Source organism: Myroides sp. C15-4 (assembly GCF_050522745.1).
Lineage (GTDB): Bacteria > Bacteroidota > Bacteroidia > Flavobacteriales > Flavobacteriaceae > Flavobacterium.
Genome location: NZ_JBMVQX010000007.1, coordinates 100,926 through 116,033, shown reverse-complemented (window position 1 = coordinate 116,033; position 15,108 = coordinate 100,926). Strand labels below are relative to the sequence as shown.

Sequence of the window (15,108 nt, the reverse complement as noted above, 5' to 3'; positions counted from 1 at the left end):
AAAAAGGTTCGGAAGTATTCCGAACCTTTTTTATTGCTCTAGTTTGTGTATAATCTTCTCTATTTTTTCTTCTGTTGCCGTCAATTTTTTCTTGCAAAAAACAATCAACTGAGAAGCGCGTTCTACTTTTTCCGCTAATTCATCTACAGTAACTTCGTCGTTTTTTAAAGCAGTGAGAATTTGATCTAATTCATCTGCTGCTCGTTCATAAGTAAGTTTTTCCATTGTTCTATTTCTTCAATATGGTCTATTGTTATGCTATAGGTCTTTTTGTACAAGATCACTTCTAATGTATCCCCTTTTATTAGGCGAGTAGTTGCACGCAATACTTTTCCTTGATGGCGAACTACGGCAAATCCTTTTTTCAAAAGGTGTTCCAGATTGTAAAGGGCTAAAATTTCTTCGGTTTGCACCAGCGTTACTTTTGATTGGGTTAGTTTATACCGCAAACGAGCGATAATCATCTCTTGAATACTGGCTATTTTATGTTGTTCCAACCCTAAGCCTTGTTTCGCCCAAAGCGTTAAGCGCGTAGAGCGATCCTTGAGTTCATTTTTACACTTCTTCAGCTGTGTATTCACTTCGGTTTCTAATGCTAATTCAACAAAGCGCAACTCGCTAGTAGCACGTTGAATGCGCTGTTTAATCACATAAGCCAATTCGGTTGATTGTGCTTCAAGATAAGATTGACCTCCAGCAATTCTAAATTTGCTGATACGACCTACGTTTTCTTCGACTTCGGCTAATTTAGTTTTATGTTGCTCCACGATGCGTGCTGTATTCTCCCTCAATGCTTCTGCTCCTTGAGTAATTCGCGTATCAAATGCAACAGCCAAAGCCAAAATAAAAGAGGCCACTGCGCTTGGTGTCTTAAAATAAGTATGTGCAACATAATCGGCGACGGTACGATCAGTTTCATGTCCAATTCCCGTAAAAACAGCCAAGGGCATTTGCGCTATCTTCTCTGCTACCTGAATGGCGTTGAAAATGTCCAAATCAAATTTAGATCCTCCCCCACGGATGATGACGACAGCATCAAAATCGGCATTGGAAATAGCCTCTAACTGGCGGACTACACTCCTCACAGCTCCTTCCCCTTGTACTTGAGTGTCATAACACGTCAACGCAAATGAAAAATGATGTGTGTTTTGTTCCAAATGCCGTACAAAATCTTCGTACCCCGAAGTACCCACAGAAGCAACGACGGCGATTTTTTGGATCACTAGCGGATGGGATTGACGCTTATTAAGATCCAGTAAGCCACGTTGTTCTAGTTGCAGTAAGGTTTGTTGCTTTTTTCGTTCAATTTCACCTAAACTAAAGGCATAATCCACGTGGATCACATGAAGAGAAAATCCGTAAACAGGATGAAAAATCGCTTCGCCATAGCACAGTATTTCCGCGCCTTCTTTGACTACTTTTTCTAAATCTTCTCCCCCATCAATAGCACAACGCTCAACATTCCGACTCCATATAGTTGCGCGGCATTTTGCCATGACCTGATCTTCTACTTGCTCAACTAGTTCTAAGTAATAATGCCCTCTTCGATCCTTATTTACTTTGAGTACTTCAACCTTTACCCAAAAATATTTCCCCAGCATTAGTTCATCAAAAACTTGCTGCACTCGATTTAAAATCGCATGTAAGGAAAATATTTTTCGATTGTCTTGCATAAGGAAAATAAAAACGAAAGTACAAAATTTTACAGGACTATACTTCTTTTTGACTATTTCATTCGACTATAGCGCGAGGCTATTAGTCCAAAAATCTAGGGTGGAAAACTAATTTACTTCGAGCTAATTGTCAGAACAAACCTTTATATTTGTTGCCATATTTTAATAGTATTCGTTATGATATCAGTAAAAATTATAAATAAATCAGCCCATGCTTTGCCCCATTATGAAACTTCACAATCAGCTGGTATGGATCTAAGAGCTAATTTGTCAGAACCCATTACCTTGAATAGTTTAGAAAGAGCCATTGTTCCTACTGGGCTATTTATTGAGTTGCCTGATGGATACGAAGCACAAATTAGACCGCGAAGTGGTTTAGCAGCGAAGAAGGGAATCACCTTATTAAATTCACCTGGAACAATTGATGCAGATTACCGAGGTGAAATTGGTATTATTCTTGTAAATTTATCACATGAGCCTTTTGTTATTGAAAATGGAGAGCGCATTGCGCAAATGGTCATAGCCAAATACGAGCAGATCCAGTGGGAAAGTGCGGCAGTTCTTTCAGAGACAGAACGCGGTGCTGGTGGATTTGGCAGTACTGGAACAAAGTAAAAGTAAAATTAAGCTATATAAAACAAAATGAGAATCATTGTACCCATGGCTGGACGTGGATCACGTTTACGCCCACATACCCTTACAACACCCAAACCATTAATCCCAATTGCAGGTAAACCCATCGTACACCGTTTGGTGGAAGATATTGCCAAAGTACTACAGGATAAAATTGAAGAAATTGCCTTTATTATTCACGAAAGCTTTGGTAAACAAACCGAAAAGGACCTGATTGCCATTGCTGAAAATTTAGGAGCTAAAGGTACCATCTACTATCAAAATGAGGCCTTGGGAACAGCTCACGCTATTTTATGTGCGAAGAAAAGTATGACAGGACCTATCGTTGTAGCTTATGCAGATACTTTATTCCGCGCTGATTTTAATTTAGACAAAACTGCCGATAGCGTTATTTGGGTAAAACAAGTGGAAGATCCAAGTGCTTTCGGTGTTGTACAACTAAACGAAAAAAACGAAATCGTCGATTTTGTTGAAAAACCAGCTACGTTTGTTTCGGATCTAGCCATTATCGGTATTTATTACTTCAAAAGTGGTGAAACCTTGCGCAAAGAATTAGAATACTTGTTGGAGAATAACATCATCAAGGGCGGAGAATATCAATTGACAGATGCCTTGGAAAACATGAAACAGAAAGGCATGCGTTTTGTACCAGGTACTGTAGCAGAATGGATGGATTGTGGAAACAAAGACGTAACAGTTGACACCAATAACAGAATGTTGAACTTCTTAGAAGCAGAAAACAGCAACTACGTATCTGCATCGGTTCAATTGGAAAACAGCACGATTATTCCACCCTGCTACATTGGCGATCACGTTGTATTGAGAAATGCAACAATTGGTCCTAACGTTTCTTTAGGCGACCACTCTGTAGTTGAAAATGCAACAATAAAAAACAGCTTAATCCAAACCAATGCCTATGTTGCACACGCAAACTTAGACAATGCCATGATTGGAAATCACGCTAAATACAACGGAAACCATACGAATATAAGTATTGGAGATTACTCTGTTTTAGACTAAAAAATATTAAATCCGTTTTAAAATGCTTTAAAACGGATTTTTTTTTAGTTATATTCGACTAACAAATTACATGACCTGAAGAAATTATGAGAAAAATTGCGTTGATAGTCCTAACGAGTATACTGTTTATTGGTTGTAAAAAAGGAGGTGAAGGATTTCTCTTGCGCGAAGCAAATGCAAAAAAAGAAAAAACGGCCTTGGTGGTTTTAAATGATCACGCAAAAAATGCACAACAATTTGAAACTGCCTTTCTACAAGGAACCGCGCAATATAAAGATCGATACGAGAATCGAAAAGTAGGCATTGAAATTTTAATCGAAAAGGACAAACAGATCCAAATCAATATTCGCTATGCGGATATTCTGATCTTCAAATCGCTCATTACACCTGAAAATCTTCAGTATTACAATAAACTAGATGAAACTGCCTTTATAGGAGGGTTTGATGTCTTAACTCGATTTGTAGGGACAGATATCAATTTCAATCGCCTTCAGAATTTACTACTCGGACAGGTACTAGACAGCCAAGAAAACAAAGCATTCACAGCGACGATTGAAGAGGGGCTACACAAACTAAGTACAGTTGAACAAGAAGAACTACAATCGACCTATTTTTTTGAAGATGAAAATAGTTTATTAAAAAAAGAAGCGATTGAAGAACGCGATTCCAATCGAAAAGTAACCATATCTTATCCTAGCTACCAAAAAATTAAGCATTTTATTGTTCCTACCGAAGTAAATATTCTAGCTGAAGAAGAAGAAAAAACCATAAATTTGGATATTCGTTACAGAAAAGTTTCTTTTAACGAAGATTTACATCTAAATTATAGTGTCCCAAAGGGGTACAAAATGATTAATTTGTAAAAAAATCCGTAATATTGTATGGCTTAAGAAGTACACCGCTATGAAGAAAACCTACTGCTCTATATTGTTCATTTTAATGGCATTGCCTTTGTGTGCTCAACAAAAAGAGACACAAGAACAATTGGAGCGCAGAAAACAACAGATCATCATTGAGATTAAATCTGTACAACAACTCCTTCATAGAGAACAAACCAAAGAGCGCAATATATTGGCTGAGATTGAAGAGATCAATCGCAAAGTTACCCTAAACAAGCAATTGATTAACAATGTGCGCAAGCAGATTAATATCACTAACAACACCATTGCAACCAATCAAAAAGAAGCGAATGCCTTGGCGAAAGAGCTAGAGCAACTGAAAAAGGATTATGCACAAACCATTGTAAAAGCGTATAAAAGTCGCTCGAATCAAAGTAAAATGATGTTTATCTTATCGTCTGAAAATTTCTTTCAGGCGTATAAACGCGTGCAATACTTAAAGCAATATGCTGATTTTAGAAAGGAACAAGGAGAAGAGCTCAAAGAAAAAACGGTGCTATTAAATGAAGCCCTAGCAAAATTGGAAGTTGAAAAAGAAAAACAGCGTAAGCTGTTAGCTGAACAACAGGCCAATGAGAAAGTCCTTCAACAAGATTTAACCGAGCAACAAGACTTGGTATCTCTAGTTAAAAAAGATCAGAAGAAATTCAACGAACAGATCAAGAAAAAACAGGACGAAACTAAGGCGATTGATCGCAAAATACAAAAGTTGATTCGCGAAGCAATTGAAGAGGCCAACCGCAAAGCGAGAGAAGCTGCTGCTAAAGCAGGTAAATCAACAACTAAATCCACAGCAACTACAGCTGCGGCCGCTACATTTGAACTTACCCCAGAAGGTAAACTAGTGGCTGATAACTTCAAAGCCAATCGCGGTAAACTCCCTTGGCCTGTAGAGAAGGGATATGTTTCTTTAGGTTATGGAGATCAACCACACCCTGTGCAAACCCATTTGACGATTCACAATAGTGGCGTGGAAATTACCACAGAATCCAACGCAAAAGCACGCGCTATTTTCGAAGGAGAAGTACTACAAGTTCAGGTATTATCTGGTGGAAATAAAGCCGTCTTAATTCAACACGGAGATTATATAACCGTATACCAAAATTTGCGTGATGTAACAGTTCAAAAAGGAGACAAAGTAAGTCTCAAACAAACGATTGGAACAATTAACACCAATAGCACTGGAAAAACTGTGCTAAAATTCTTACTTTCGCACAACTCCAATATTGACAACCCTCAAAATTGGTTAAGCAGAAGTAACTAAACGCATTTTTATCCTATGAGTAATGCCGTAGCCTTTAATCTTTTACAGTGGGTCAATGAAAATAAAGACCTACTGAAACCACCTGTATCCAATAAGAGTCTCTTTGTTGATGCCAAAGATTATATCATCATGGTTGTAGGCGGTCCCAACAACCGAAAAGACTTCCACTACAATGAACATGAGGAATTTTTCTTTCAATTAGAAGGAACAATTTACATAGACATTCAAGAAGAGGGTGAGCGAAAACGCATTACACTAAACCCAGGAGACATTTTTCTACTGCCTGCTAAAATGCCTCATTCACCAGTTCGAACCGCCAATTCAGTAGGCCTAGTAGTAGAAACCAAACGAAAAGACCCCCATGCAAAGGATGGATTAATTTGGTATTGTGATAACTGCAATGAGAAATTGTATGAAGTATATTTTGAGCTAACAGATATCGAAAAAGATTTTTTACCGCATTTTAAAGCGTTTTATGGTTCAGAAGAACTGCGTACTTGCTCGCATTGTAACTGTGTGATGGACCCAGTTTCCTAATCGCTATTTTACCTTGTAAAAAACGGTTAATTTTTTTGTTTACAGGGATCTGCTGATCCGAACTAACAACCTAATCACAATTTCACATTTAGTACAAAATAAAAGTGACATTTATTTCAAATACTTGTCAACAACTTAATAATATAGCAGAATGAAGTGTTTTTATTAACACCTCTTAGCTAAAATTATTTTTATATCTTAGCACAAGAACTATCTTATAAACTATAAAAGAAGAATAATGGCAACAACAAATGACCAATTTGGAATTTTGGATGCGATGAAGCATTTAGGACTTGCAGAGGTAAACAACGGAACTTCAACAGGTTTAAACTCATTTTCTAACGGAAGAATTATCGAATCATACTCACCTGCAACGGGTGAATTAATAGGAAAAGTAAAAGCAACAACGGCTGAAGATTACGAAAAAGTAATGCAAACGGCACAAGAAGCTTACAAATCTTGGAAATTAGTTCCTGCACCAAAAAGAGGAGATATTGTTCGTCAAATCGGAGAAGAATTACGCAACAATAAAGAACACCTTGGAAAACTTGTTTCTTATGAAATGGGTAAAAGTTTACAAGAAGGTTTAGGTGAGGTTCAAGAAATGATTGACATCTGTGATTTCGCAGTGGGATTATCTCGCCAATTATACGGTTTAACAATGCACTCTGAAAGACCAATGCACAGAATGTATGAGCAATGGCACCCAATTGGAATTGTAGGTATTATTTCAGCTTTCAACTTCCCTGTGGCTGTATGGAGCTGGAATACTATGATTGCATGGGTTTGTGGTGACGTATGTGTATGGAAACCAAGTTCAAAAACACCTTTATGTGCAGTAGCTTGTCAAAACATTATTGCTAAAGTTTTCAAAGCAAACGACATCCAAGAAGGAGTTTGTAACTTAGTAGTTGGAAATGAATGCGGAGATTTAATGAACAATGACCACAGAATTCCATTAGTATCTTTTACAGGATCAACACGTATCGGACGTCACGTATCTAAAACAGTGGCTGAGCGTTTTGGAAACACAATCTTAGAATTAGGAGGAAACAATGCAATCATCGTTTCAGAACACGCAGATATCAACATGGTATTAGTAGGAGCTGTATTCGGAGCAGTTGGTACTGCAGGACAACGTTGTACTTCTACACGTCGTTTAATTATCCACGAAAGTGTATATGATAAAACAATCCAAGTATTACAAAGTGCTTATGCACAATTGAAAATAGGAAATCCTTTAGACGCTGCTAATCACGTAGGTCCACTTATCGATAAAGGAGCAGTTCAAGATTACTTAAACGCAATTGAAAAAGCGAAAAAAGAAGGTGGAAAAATCATCGTTGAAGGTGGTGTAGTTGAAGGCGCTGGATACGAGAGTGGTTGTTATGTAAAACCGTGTATTATTGAAGCGAAAAATGAGTTTGAAATCGTTCAAGCAGAAACATTCGCTCCTATTTTATACGTAATGAAATACAGCACAATCGAAGAAGCAATTGACATGCAAAATGGTGTGCCTCAAGGACTATCTTCTTCAATCTTTACCAACAGTATGCGCGAAATGGAATTATTCCTTTCTCATGCCGGTTCTGATTGTGGAATTGCTAACGTTAATATCGGTACTTCAGGTGCTGAAATTGGTGGAGCATTTGGCGGTGAAAAAGAAACAGGTGGAGGACGTGAGTCTGGATCTGATGCTTGGAAAGCTTACATGAGAAGACAAACCAATACCATTAACTACGGAAGTCAGCTTCCATTAGCTCAAGGTATTAAATTTGATTTTTAATCCTTTAAATACATAAAAAAAGACGTCTAATTGACGTCTTTTTTTTATATATATTTCTTGTAGATTTAGAAACGATACCCAATCATCACCCCTGCATTGAACTCAATAGCAGAAAAACGATCATTTACCTCACTACTAAAGTTTCGAGCGACATTAGCAAAAGGCTCAATAGCAAAGGAATCACCCATCGTCCATTTGTATCCCACTCCAATTCCCACAATAAAGCTGTTCATATCCGTTTTTGCACGTTCTACCCCTTGTATTTCTGAGTTATAAACATCTTCTTTAAAGTTACCAAAGCGATACTTGACAAAAGGAGAAACCGAATAACCACTTCCATTTGCTCCGTTGCTACCACCGAAGTAGTATTTATAGTTCAAAGCGACACTAGTCGTGTTGAATTTTTGATCCTTAGCTTTGCTTTCATGATAGTATGAAAAGCGATCCATAAAGTGTACATCCACACCAATGGATTGATTCAGATCAATAAAATGCTCATAGCCCACTTCAACAGAAGGTACAACAATCGTATTGAGGATATTGATCTTCACTTCATTCACAGCCTGCGCCTTTACACCGAGTATTCCACCGATGAAAAAGGCAATTGCGATTATTTTTTTCATTTGTTCTAAACTTTTGCTTACAAATATATAATTTTTTACCCTATTTGTGATTTCTCCCCTCTTCTGTTGGATATAAATCTGCTATTGTATCACTTTGCCAATATTCTTTTGTATCAATATCCATGAGGGTAATTTTTCCAAAGAATGCAGCTCCTGTATCAATATTCCACACATTAGCGAAATTGACAGGTGTATCAAAGCCAAAATGTGTAACAGGTGTATGGCCAATATAGATTTCGTTGTGAAATTTTAATCGTTTCGGATAAAGCGGATCGCTTTGTTTCAACGTGGGATCCATGGCCATAACCATTTCCCACAACGTGCGGTCCCAATACAAATATTCTTCAAAAAACTCTGCTTCTATGCCACGTGGATTCGTAAATCCCGCATGCACAAATAAGCGATTTTCAGCATCAATATAGTAGTTCTTCAAGCGTTGAAAAAAATCCAAATGCCTTGCAATTTCCTCTTCTGACAAATTCTTATATGCAGCTACTGATGCATCTCCTCCATTTTTAAACCACTGCGGTTTTTCCTCTCTTGTCAAGATCCATTGGGTGAGCAAACTTTCGTGATTTCCCCTTAAAAAAAGACAAGAATGGGTCTGTTCTAATTCCAATAAAAAATCAACTACTTTATCCGACTCACTCCATCCATCTACATAATCGCCTAAAAAAATTAACCGGTCTGCTGTTGTTACTTTTGCTCGTTCAAAAAGCTGTACTAATCCTTTATAACCTCCGTGTATATCTCCAACAACCAATGTTCTACTCATAAGATTCTGTTTCGTATTTAAGCTTGCGCAAGATACGCATAACTTGCTTAAAGGCTATAAACAACTCAGGGTCATTCGCAAACTTTAGATAATCTTTAACCTCAATAAGCTGATCTTTTGCCTGTTCGAAACCGTTCAAATAACAAAGCATCATATTGTAACTCAATTTATTTAAAACGCGTTCTTCCTTATTGGTCAAACGCTCGCCTTCCTTTAACTTGTGCATGACTTTGACACTATTTCGGTAAATATGACCTAGAATATTTTCATTGTACTTTGGTGGTTCAAAAAGCATTTTACTCTCCATCGCATAGCTGCCGTTGTCGTAAAAAACCAAACGCACTTCTTCAAAGGGATAGTAACTTGTTCCGTCATTTAACCCCAAATTGAGGTATTCCGTTAAGACAAATGATTCGGTGTCATAAAATAGCGTAACTACATCCAAAGAGGAGTAAAACAATTTGATTTGCTCATTGACAAATTCAATATCCATACGCGAATAAAAGGGAATACCGCGAATATTCTTCTTTTTACCCACCCAACAAATCACGAATTGCTCTTTAAACACTTTGTAATTGGCATGCATCTCTTTAGAGGATTGTACCATATAGCGCACGACACTATCAAGTACGTCCTTTAAATTATTTTGCGAACTTTTTTCAACGCTTTCTACATCGCCTTTATTGCCGTTATAAATAAGGGGACCATTGGGTACAGAAGTACTGCCAACCCGAGAAAAATAAGTTCCTTCTACAATCTCTCCTATGGTTCGGTTGAAGGTTGTTAATGCAGGGTTAGGCGCAATCGTAACCAAGCCAATCACCTTATCCTCAGCCAAGTCGGTAAAAGTTACATTATCATATGTAATACTTGGAGGATTGGCAAAATAGGCATTGACTAAGTTTTGAATTTTGCTATCATCGTAAAAATCAACACCGACCAATTCATTGCCATTGTCTTCAACACCAACAATAATAAAAGAATTATTTTCGGGATTTGAATTCGATAAAGCACAAATATGCTTTAAAAATTTTGCTTTCCCCGATTTGGTATGTAAATTTAGCTGCCGTTTCTTATCATAGAAACTATTCTCATCATATTGGGCCAATAGATTTTTAATAAGTAATCGCTTATTAATCATAGCAAATTATTTTTTGTTCTTAAAATTATAAAAAGAAACCCATAAATCATGCCCAAATGTGGAACAGTAACTTTAGATTTAACCATCTATTAACAACTTTGTAGCGAATATTTTTTGAATTTGCATGAATAATTAAATGAGCGATATTTTCAGACAAAACTTTTATTATGGAAACACCCGGATCAAATTACGATATTCGAGAATTAAATGAACTAATAGAAAGAGAAAGTGCTTTTATTGACATCTTGACCATGGAAATGAACAAGGCGATTGTAGGTCAAAAGCACATGATTGATCGATTATTAATTGGATTACTAGGACAAGGGCACATTTTACTTGAAGGTGTACCAGGTTTAGCTAAAACACTCGCGATTAACACCTTATCTAAAGCCGTACACGGATCGTTTAATCGAATTCAGTTTACGCCAGATTTACTCCCTGCCGATGTGATTGGTACGATGATTTACAACGTAAAAGAAAATGACTTCTCTATTCGAAAAGGGCCTATTTTTGCGAACTTTATCTTAGCGGATGAGATCAACCGTGCTCCAGCAAAAGTACAATCTGCGCTTTTAGAAGCGATGCAAGAAAAACAAGTAACCATTAGCGATACAACCTATCCGTTGGATAAACCGTTCTTGGTTATGGCTACGCAAAACCCCGTAGAACAAGAGGGAACTTACCCATTACCGGAGGCTCAAATGGACCGTTTCATGTTAAAAACAGTGATCGATTACCCTAAATTGGAAGAAGAACGCCTCGTTATTCGCCAAAATTTAGCAGGGGAAAAACAAACGATTAATCCTGTAGTTACCTTAGATCAAATCAAACGCGCACAAGATGCAGTGAAAAAAGTGTATATGGACGAGAAAATCGAAAAGTATATACTCGATATTATTTTCGCTACACGTTACCCAGAGCAATTCAAACTGGAAAAATTAAAACCGATGATTAGCTTTGGCGCTTCTCCACGTGGTAGTATCAACTTAGCTACAGCAGCGAAGTGCTATGCTTTTATCAAACGCAGAGGCTATGTGATTCCTGAAGATGTTCGCGCTGTCGTTATTGACGTATTGCGCCACCGTATTGGGGTTACGTATGAAGCAGAAGCAGAAAGTATTACCTCTGTTGATATTATCAATCAAATTGTAAACGAAATAGAAGTGCCATAGTCGTTTTTACGAGCGGTTCTTACTATATAATGAGACGATTATCCCCTGCTGGGTAATCGTGATGTTGAAAAATTCTTTTACAATGGAAACCAAAGAGATTTTAAAAAAGGTCAAAAAGATTGAGATCAAAACCAAGCGTTTAAGTGATCATATTTTTTCTGGGGAGTACCACACTTCCTTTAAGGGACGTGGTATGACTTTTTCTGAGGTGCGACAGTATCAATTTGGCGACGATGTACGCGCCATTGATTGGAATGTTACTGCGCGCTATAATGAGCCCTATATCAAAGTATTTGAAGAAGAGAGAGAACTTACACTTATGCTTTTAGTGGATATCAGTGGATCGGGAAACTTTGGTTCAACAGATGCTTTCAAACAAGAAATAATCACAGAAATAGCTGCTACATTGGCTTTTTCTGCAACCCAAAATAACGATAAAATTGGTCTTATTTTATTTTCAGATCAGATTGAACTATTCGTTCCTCCTAAAAAAGGAAAAACACACGTACTGCGAATCATTAGAGAACTCATTGATTTCAAACCGAAAAGTCAACAAACCGATTTGGCCTTAGCCTTGTCGTATTTGTCAAAAGTAATCAAGAAAAAAGCGATCGTATTTATCTTGTCTGATTTTATCACGCCTCCTTATGAGAGCACCTTGAAAATCTCAGCTAAGAAACACGACATCACGGGTATTCGCTTATATGATGAACGCGAAAAAGAACTTCCTAATGTTGGATTGATCAATGTATATGATGCAGAAAGCAAACAGGAGCAAATGATTAATACTGGACGTAAAGAAGTGAGACAGCAATACACAGCTCATTTCCTCAAACAGGAGGATCAATTCAAGAAAACCTTCCTAAAATGTGGAGCTGGTGTGATCAATATGCGTGTAGATGAGAGTTATGTAAAAAAATTATTAGGGTATTTCAAAGCTAGATAAAATGACACTGAATAAAACAAAATACAATCTTTTAAGCGTACTTATTCTTTTGTTATCCACGCCGTTGATGTTCGCTCAGTTGCCACTTGAAACAAAAGTAGACACGACTAGTATCAAGATTGGAGAGCCTATTCAATATACCATTCGAGCTATAGCACCAAAGAATAGCAAGGTGTTGTTTCCCGAAACAAAAACGCTAGGTCCTTTAGAGATCCTAGACTCTTACCCCGTTGATACGGTTACCAAAGAAGATTTCTTTGAACTTACAAAAAAATACGAACTCACCCAGTTCGATGAAGGTAGTTTTACGATTCCGCAACTACCTGTTATTATTGATGCAAAGTTATTCCAAACGGATTCTATCCGCATTCAAGTACAAAATGTAGTGGTTGACACTTTAAAAACACCGCTATATGACATCAAAGCGATTTCAAAAACAGGCGCTGCCCCTTCTACAAGTTGGTATTACTTAGCGTTCCTTATTGTATCTATTCTCCTTGGAGTTGTGGCCTATATCTTTATCAAAAGACGACAAGATAAAAACTTAACCGAAGACGATAAATACAGTACTCCTTTTGAGAAAGCCGTTACAAAATTAAAAGAGTTAGAAGATAAACAGCATTGGACGCGCGGCGATGCGAAGCCATACTACTCTGAAATGACCGATATCGCACGCGCCTTTATTGAAGATACTTTTGGTATCTCTGCTCGTGAGTTAACAACATTTGAAACAATTTCAATTTTAAAAAATACCTTACGCGATAAGGATATTAAAATTGATCCTAAAATAATTAAAGAATTTAAACGCGTATTGGATACAGCTGATTTAGTCAAATTTGCCAAATCGCAACCTGCTGATAATGAAATCACAGCAGATACTTCAAATACGCAAAAAATCATCAATGAGATCAATGCTGCCTATCCGATTTCTGCTGCCACGCAAACGGAGCGCATTCGATTAAGAGAAGAGCGAAAAAGAAAGAGAAAAAGATTGCGTTTGGGTATTCCGCTGATGCTTTCAGGAGCACTTATACTGCTGATTGGTATTATTTACGTAGTCAATAGTACAGCTGAGCGAAACCTCAATATTTTTACCTTCAATTCAACCAAACGTCTGTTAAACCAAGAGTGGATTACCAGTACGTATGGAAGTGGCCTAGGCTTAACCGTAAGTACACCTGAAGTATTGATTCGAAAAAACGATCCAACGGTAGATAATAGTGGAATTGATGGGATTGAAAACATTCAACAATTCAAAGCAGGAGAGCTTGATGATCCTATTTTTATCGCGTTAAGTACCATTGCAACAGGAAAAGATTTCAAGTATACAGAAGAAGAAATCATCGATCATTCGCTCAAGTTAATCATCAAAAACCACACGGTTGATGGCATTGAAATTACACATGACAAATTCGAAAATGCGTCGGGATTAACTGGATTGAAAGCAAAAGGGACCTTCTTACTCCAATCAGAGAAAGGAAAAGAGCAAAAAATTGCTTTTGAATGTGTATTGACACATGAAAGTAAAACCATTTTAAATCAAATGTGGATTTTCCACAAAGCAAAGGATCAATATGCCGATGAAATTACCGAGCGTGTTTATGATTCGATGCAATACAAACAAGACAAGTAACTATGAGAAACGCAACCTTTTTAAATCCTGAATTCTTCTGGTTGTTTCTGCTATTACCTCTTGTTATCTTCATTTGGTACAGAAATAGAAAGAAACAAAAGCCAACACTAAAATTAAGTTCAACGGCTCCCTTTATGGGGCATTCGACTTTATTAGTTCGTTTATTGCCTTTATCCATTGTATTGAGAGTATTGGCATTAAGTGCATTAATTGTTGCTTTAGCACGACCACAAGTGATTAGTGTGGACCATCAAATACATGCAACACATGGGATAGACATTGTTATGGCGATGGATATTTCAGGAAGTATGTTAGCGCGAGATTTAAAACCCAACCGCTTAGAGGCCTTAAAAACCGTAGCAGGAGACTTCGTTGGACAACGCGTAGCAGACCGCATAGGAATTGTAATCTATGCCGCCGAAGCATACACCAAAACACCAGTGACCAGTGATAAAACCCTGTTGTTAAATTCACTACGTGACATTAAATACTCGGATGACTTACGAGATGGAACGGCTATTGGAGTGGGGTTAACTACTGCGATTAACCGCATCAAAACCAGCCCTGCAAAAAGCAAAGTTATTATTCTCCTAACCGATGGTGTCAATAATACAGGAACTGTTGATCCTTTAATGGCTACGCAAATTGCGAAAGAATTTAAGATCAAAATTTACACCATAGGTATAGGAACCAATGGACTGGCGGAATCGCCTGTAGGCATTCGACCAAATGGCGAGATCATCTACGATAAAATTCCGGTAGAACTTGATGAAGCCTTAATGAAGAAGATCGCAAAAGAAACAGGAGGTCAATACTTTAGAGCAACTAATACAGAAAGTCTTAAAAAAATATACGAAGAAATCAATCAACTAGAAAAGACCAAAATTGACGAGCAGAAGTATGTCAACACAGAAGAAAAATTCCGATTATTCGCGCTGCTTGCTTTTATTTTATTAGCATTCGATTTTATTCTAGGTAAAACACTTTTTAGAGGATTTATTTAACA

15 protein-coding genes are annotated in these 15,108 nt (G+C 37.4%); 10 read left to right on the top strand and 5 right to left on the bottom strand.

The genetic code is table 11. The features are described from left to right. Positions 1-30: 30 nt before the first annotated feature. Together xseB and xseA are read right to left on the bottom strand one after the other, a co-directional pair. Positions 31-225 carry an exodeoxyribonuclease VII small subunit gene (xseB, locus tag ACPDHL_RS05420; RefSeq protein ID WP_430531776.1) on the bottom strand — a complete coding sequence of 65 codons (195 nt, stop codon included), beginning with the start codon at positions 223-225 and terminating at the stop codon, positions 31-33. Further along, positions 186-1,673 (bottom strand): exodeoxyribonuclease VII large subunit, encoded by a 1,488-nt coding sequence (gene xseA / locus ACPDHL_RS05415; RefSeq protein ID WP_430531775.1) that lies wholly within the window; start codon positions 1,671-1,673, stop codon positions 186-188. The genes xseB and xseA overlap by 40 nt, the downstream gene beginning before the upstream one ends. Before the next feature lie 177 nt (positions 1,674-1,850). Here xseA and dut point away from each other — a divergent pair, with 177 nt between their 5' ends. The 6 genes from dut (at position 1,851) to amaB (ending at position 7,812) form a co-directional block, all read left to right on the top strand. Continuing rightward, on the top strand, positions 1,851-2,288 hold the full coding sequence (gene dut, locus ACPDHL_RS05410) for a dUTP diphosphatase (protein ID WP_430531774.1): 438 nt from the start codon (positions 1,851-1,853) through the stop codon (positions 2,286-2,288). Between the two features lie 27 nt (positions 2,289-2,315). Next, the gene (locus ACPDHL_RS05405; RefSeq protein WP_430531773.1) at positions 2,316-3,326 is read left to right on the top strand and encodes a sugar phosphate nucleotidyltransferase; all 1,011 of its coding nucleotides are present in this window, start codon (positions 2,316-2,318) and stop codon (positions 3,324-3,326) included. Positions 3,327-3,412: 86 nt separating this feature from the next. Further along, the gene (locus ACPDHL_RS05400; protein WP_430531772.1) at positions 3,413-4,189 is read left to right on the top strand and encodes a DUF4292 domain-containing protein; all 777 of its coding nucleotides are present in this window, start codon (positions 3,413-3,415) and stop codon (positions 4,187-4,189) included. 40 nt (positions 4,190-4,229) lie between these two features. Beyond that, positions 4,230-5,489 carry a murein hydrolase activator EnvC family protein gene (locus tag ACPDHL_RS05395; RefSeq protein WP_430531771.1) on the top strand — a complete coding sequence of 420 codons (1,260 nt, stop codon included), beginning with the start codon at positions 4,230-4,232 and terminating at the stop codon, positions 5,487-5,489. Positions 5,490-5,504: 15 nt separating this feature from the next. After that, entirely contained in the window at positions 5,505-6,026 is a 522-nt protein-coding gene (locus ACPDHL_RS05390; RefSeq protein WP_430531770.1) for a 3-hydroxyanthranilate 3,4-dioxygenase, read from the top strand. 238 nt (positions 6,027-6,264) lie between these two features. Beyond that, entirely contained in the window at positions 6,265-7,812 is a 1,548-nt protein-coding gene (gene amaB, locus ACPDHL_RS05385; protein WP_430531769.1) for an L-piperidine-6-carboxylate dehydrogenase, read from the top strand. Between the two features lie 65 nt (positions 7,813-7,877). Here the strand turns inward: amaB and ACPDHL_RS05380 are convergent, their stop codons facing one another. The 3 genes from ACPDHL_RS05380 to ACPDHL_RS05370 are packed head-to-tail and all read right to left on the bottom strand — an operon-like array spanning position 7,878 to position 10,351. Next, on the bottom strand, positions 7,878-8,435 hold the full coding sequence (locus ACPDHL_RS05380; protein WP_430531768.1) for an autotransporter domain-containing protein: 558 nt from the start codon (positions 8,433-8,435) through the stop codon (positions 7,878-7,880). Between the two features lie 40 nt (positions 8,436-8,475). Then, positions 8,476-9,210: a metallophosphoesterase family protein gene (locus ACPDHL_RS05375; RefSeq protein ID WP_430531767.1), complete on the bottom strand. Its 735-nt coding sequence runs from the start codon at positions 9,208-9,210 to the stop codon at positions 8,476-8,478. After that, positions 9,203-10,351, bottom strand: coding sequence for a DUF5929 domain-containing protein (locus ACPDHL_RS05370; protein ID WP_430531766.1), 1,149 nt, complete (start codon positions 10,349-10,351; stop codon positions 9,203-9,205). The genes ACPDHL_RS05375 and ACPDHL_RS05370 overlap by 8 nt, the downstream gene beginning before the upstream one ends. A 167-nt stretch (positions 10,352-10,518) precedes the next feature. Here ACPDHL_RS05370 and ACPDHL_RS05365 point away from each other — a divergent pair, with 167 nt between their 5' ends. From ACPDHL_RS05365 to ACPDHL_RS05350, 4 genes are all read left to right on the top strand, one after another. After that, on the top strand, positions 10,519-11,523 hold the full coding sequence (locus tag ACPDHL_RS05365) for an AAA family ATPase (protein WP_430531765.1): 1,005 nt from the start codon (positions 10,519-10,521) through the stop codon (positions 11,521-11,523). 82 nt (positions 11,524-11,605) lie between these two features. Continuing rightward, positions 11,606-12,469 (top strand): DUF58 domain-containing protein, encoded by an 864-nt coding sequence (locus tag ACPDHL_RS05360; RefSeq protein WP_430531764.1) that lies wholly within the window; start codon positions 11,606-11,608, stop codon positions 12,467-12,469. 1 nt (position 12,470) lies between these two features. Further along, positions 12,471-14,102, top strand: coding sequence for a BatD family protein (locus ACPDHL_RS05355; RefSeq protein WP_430531763.1), 1,632 nt, complete (start codon positions 12,471-12,473; stop codon positions 14,100-14,102). Between the two features lie 2 nt (positions 14,103-14,104). Continuing rightward, positions 14,105-15,106, top strand: coding sequence for a vWA domain-containing protein (locus ACPDHL_RS05350; protein WP_430531762.1), 1,002 nt, complete (start codon positions 14,105-14,107; stop codon positions 15,104-15,106). Positions 15,107-15,108 lie beyond the last annotated feature (2 nt).

Coding starts and splice junctions, on each gene's coding strand:
- xseB (WP_430531776.1), bottom strand. CDS start 225: ATGGAAAAACTTACTTATGAACGAGCAGCAGATGAATTAGATCAAATT.
- xseA (WP_430531775.1), bottom strand. CDS start 1,673: ATGCAAGACAATCGAAAAATATTTTCCTTACATGCGATTTTAAATCGA.
- dut (WP_430531774.1), top strand. CDS start 1,851: ATGATATCAGTAAAAATTATAAATAAATCAGCCCATGCTTTGCCCCAT.
- ACPDHL_RS05405 (WP_430531773.1), top strand. CDS start 2,316: ATGAGAATCATTGTACCCATGGCTGGACGTGGATCACGTTTACGCCCA.
- ACPDHL_RS05400 (WP_430531772.1), top strand. CDS start 3,413: ATGAGAAAAATTGCGTTGATAGTCCTAACGAGTATACTGTTTATTGGT.
- ACPDHL_RS05395 (WP_430531771.1), top strand. CDS start 4,230: ATGAAGAAAACCTACTGCTCTATATTGTTCATTTTAATGGCATTGCCT.
- ACPDHL_RS05390 (WP_430531770.1), top strand. CDS start 5,505: ATGAGTAATGCCGTAGCCTTTAATCTTTTACAGTGGGTCAATGAAAAT.
- amaB (WP_430531769.1), top strand. CDS start 6,265: ATGGCAACAACAAATGACCAATTTGGAATTTTGGATGCGATGAAGCAT.
- ACPDHL_RS05380 (WP_430531768.1), bottom strand. CDS start 8,435: ATGAAAAAAATAATCGCAATTGCCTTTTTCATCGGTGGAATACTCGGT.
- ACPDHL_RS05375 (WP_430531767.1), bottom strand. CDS start 9,210: ATGAGTAGAACATTGGTTGTTGGAGATATACACGGAGGTTATAAAGGA.
- ACPDHL_RS05370 (WP_430531766.1), bottom strand. CDS start 10,351: ATGATTAATAAGCGATTACTTATTAAAAATCTATTGGCCCAATATGAT.
- ACPDHL_RS05365 (WP_430531765.1), top strand. CDS start 10,519: ATGGAAACACCCGGATCAAATTACGATATTCGAGAATTAAATGAACTA.
- ACPDHL_RS05360 (WP_430531764.1), top strand. CDS start 11,606: ATGGAAACCAAAGAGATTTTAAAAAAGGTCAAAAAGATTGAGATCAAA.
- ACPDHL_RS05355 (WP_430531763.1), top strand. CDS start 12,471: ATGACACTGAATAAAACAAAATACAATCTTTTAAGCGTACTTATTCTT.
- ACPDHL_RS05350 (WP_430531762.1), top strand. CDS start 14,105: ATGAGAAACGCAACCTTTTTAAATCCTGAATTCTTCTGGTTGTTTCTG.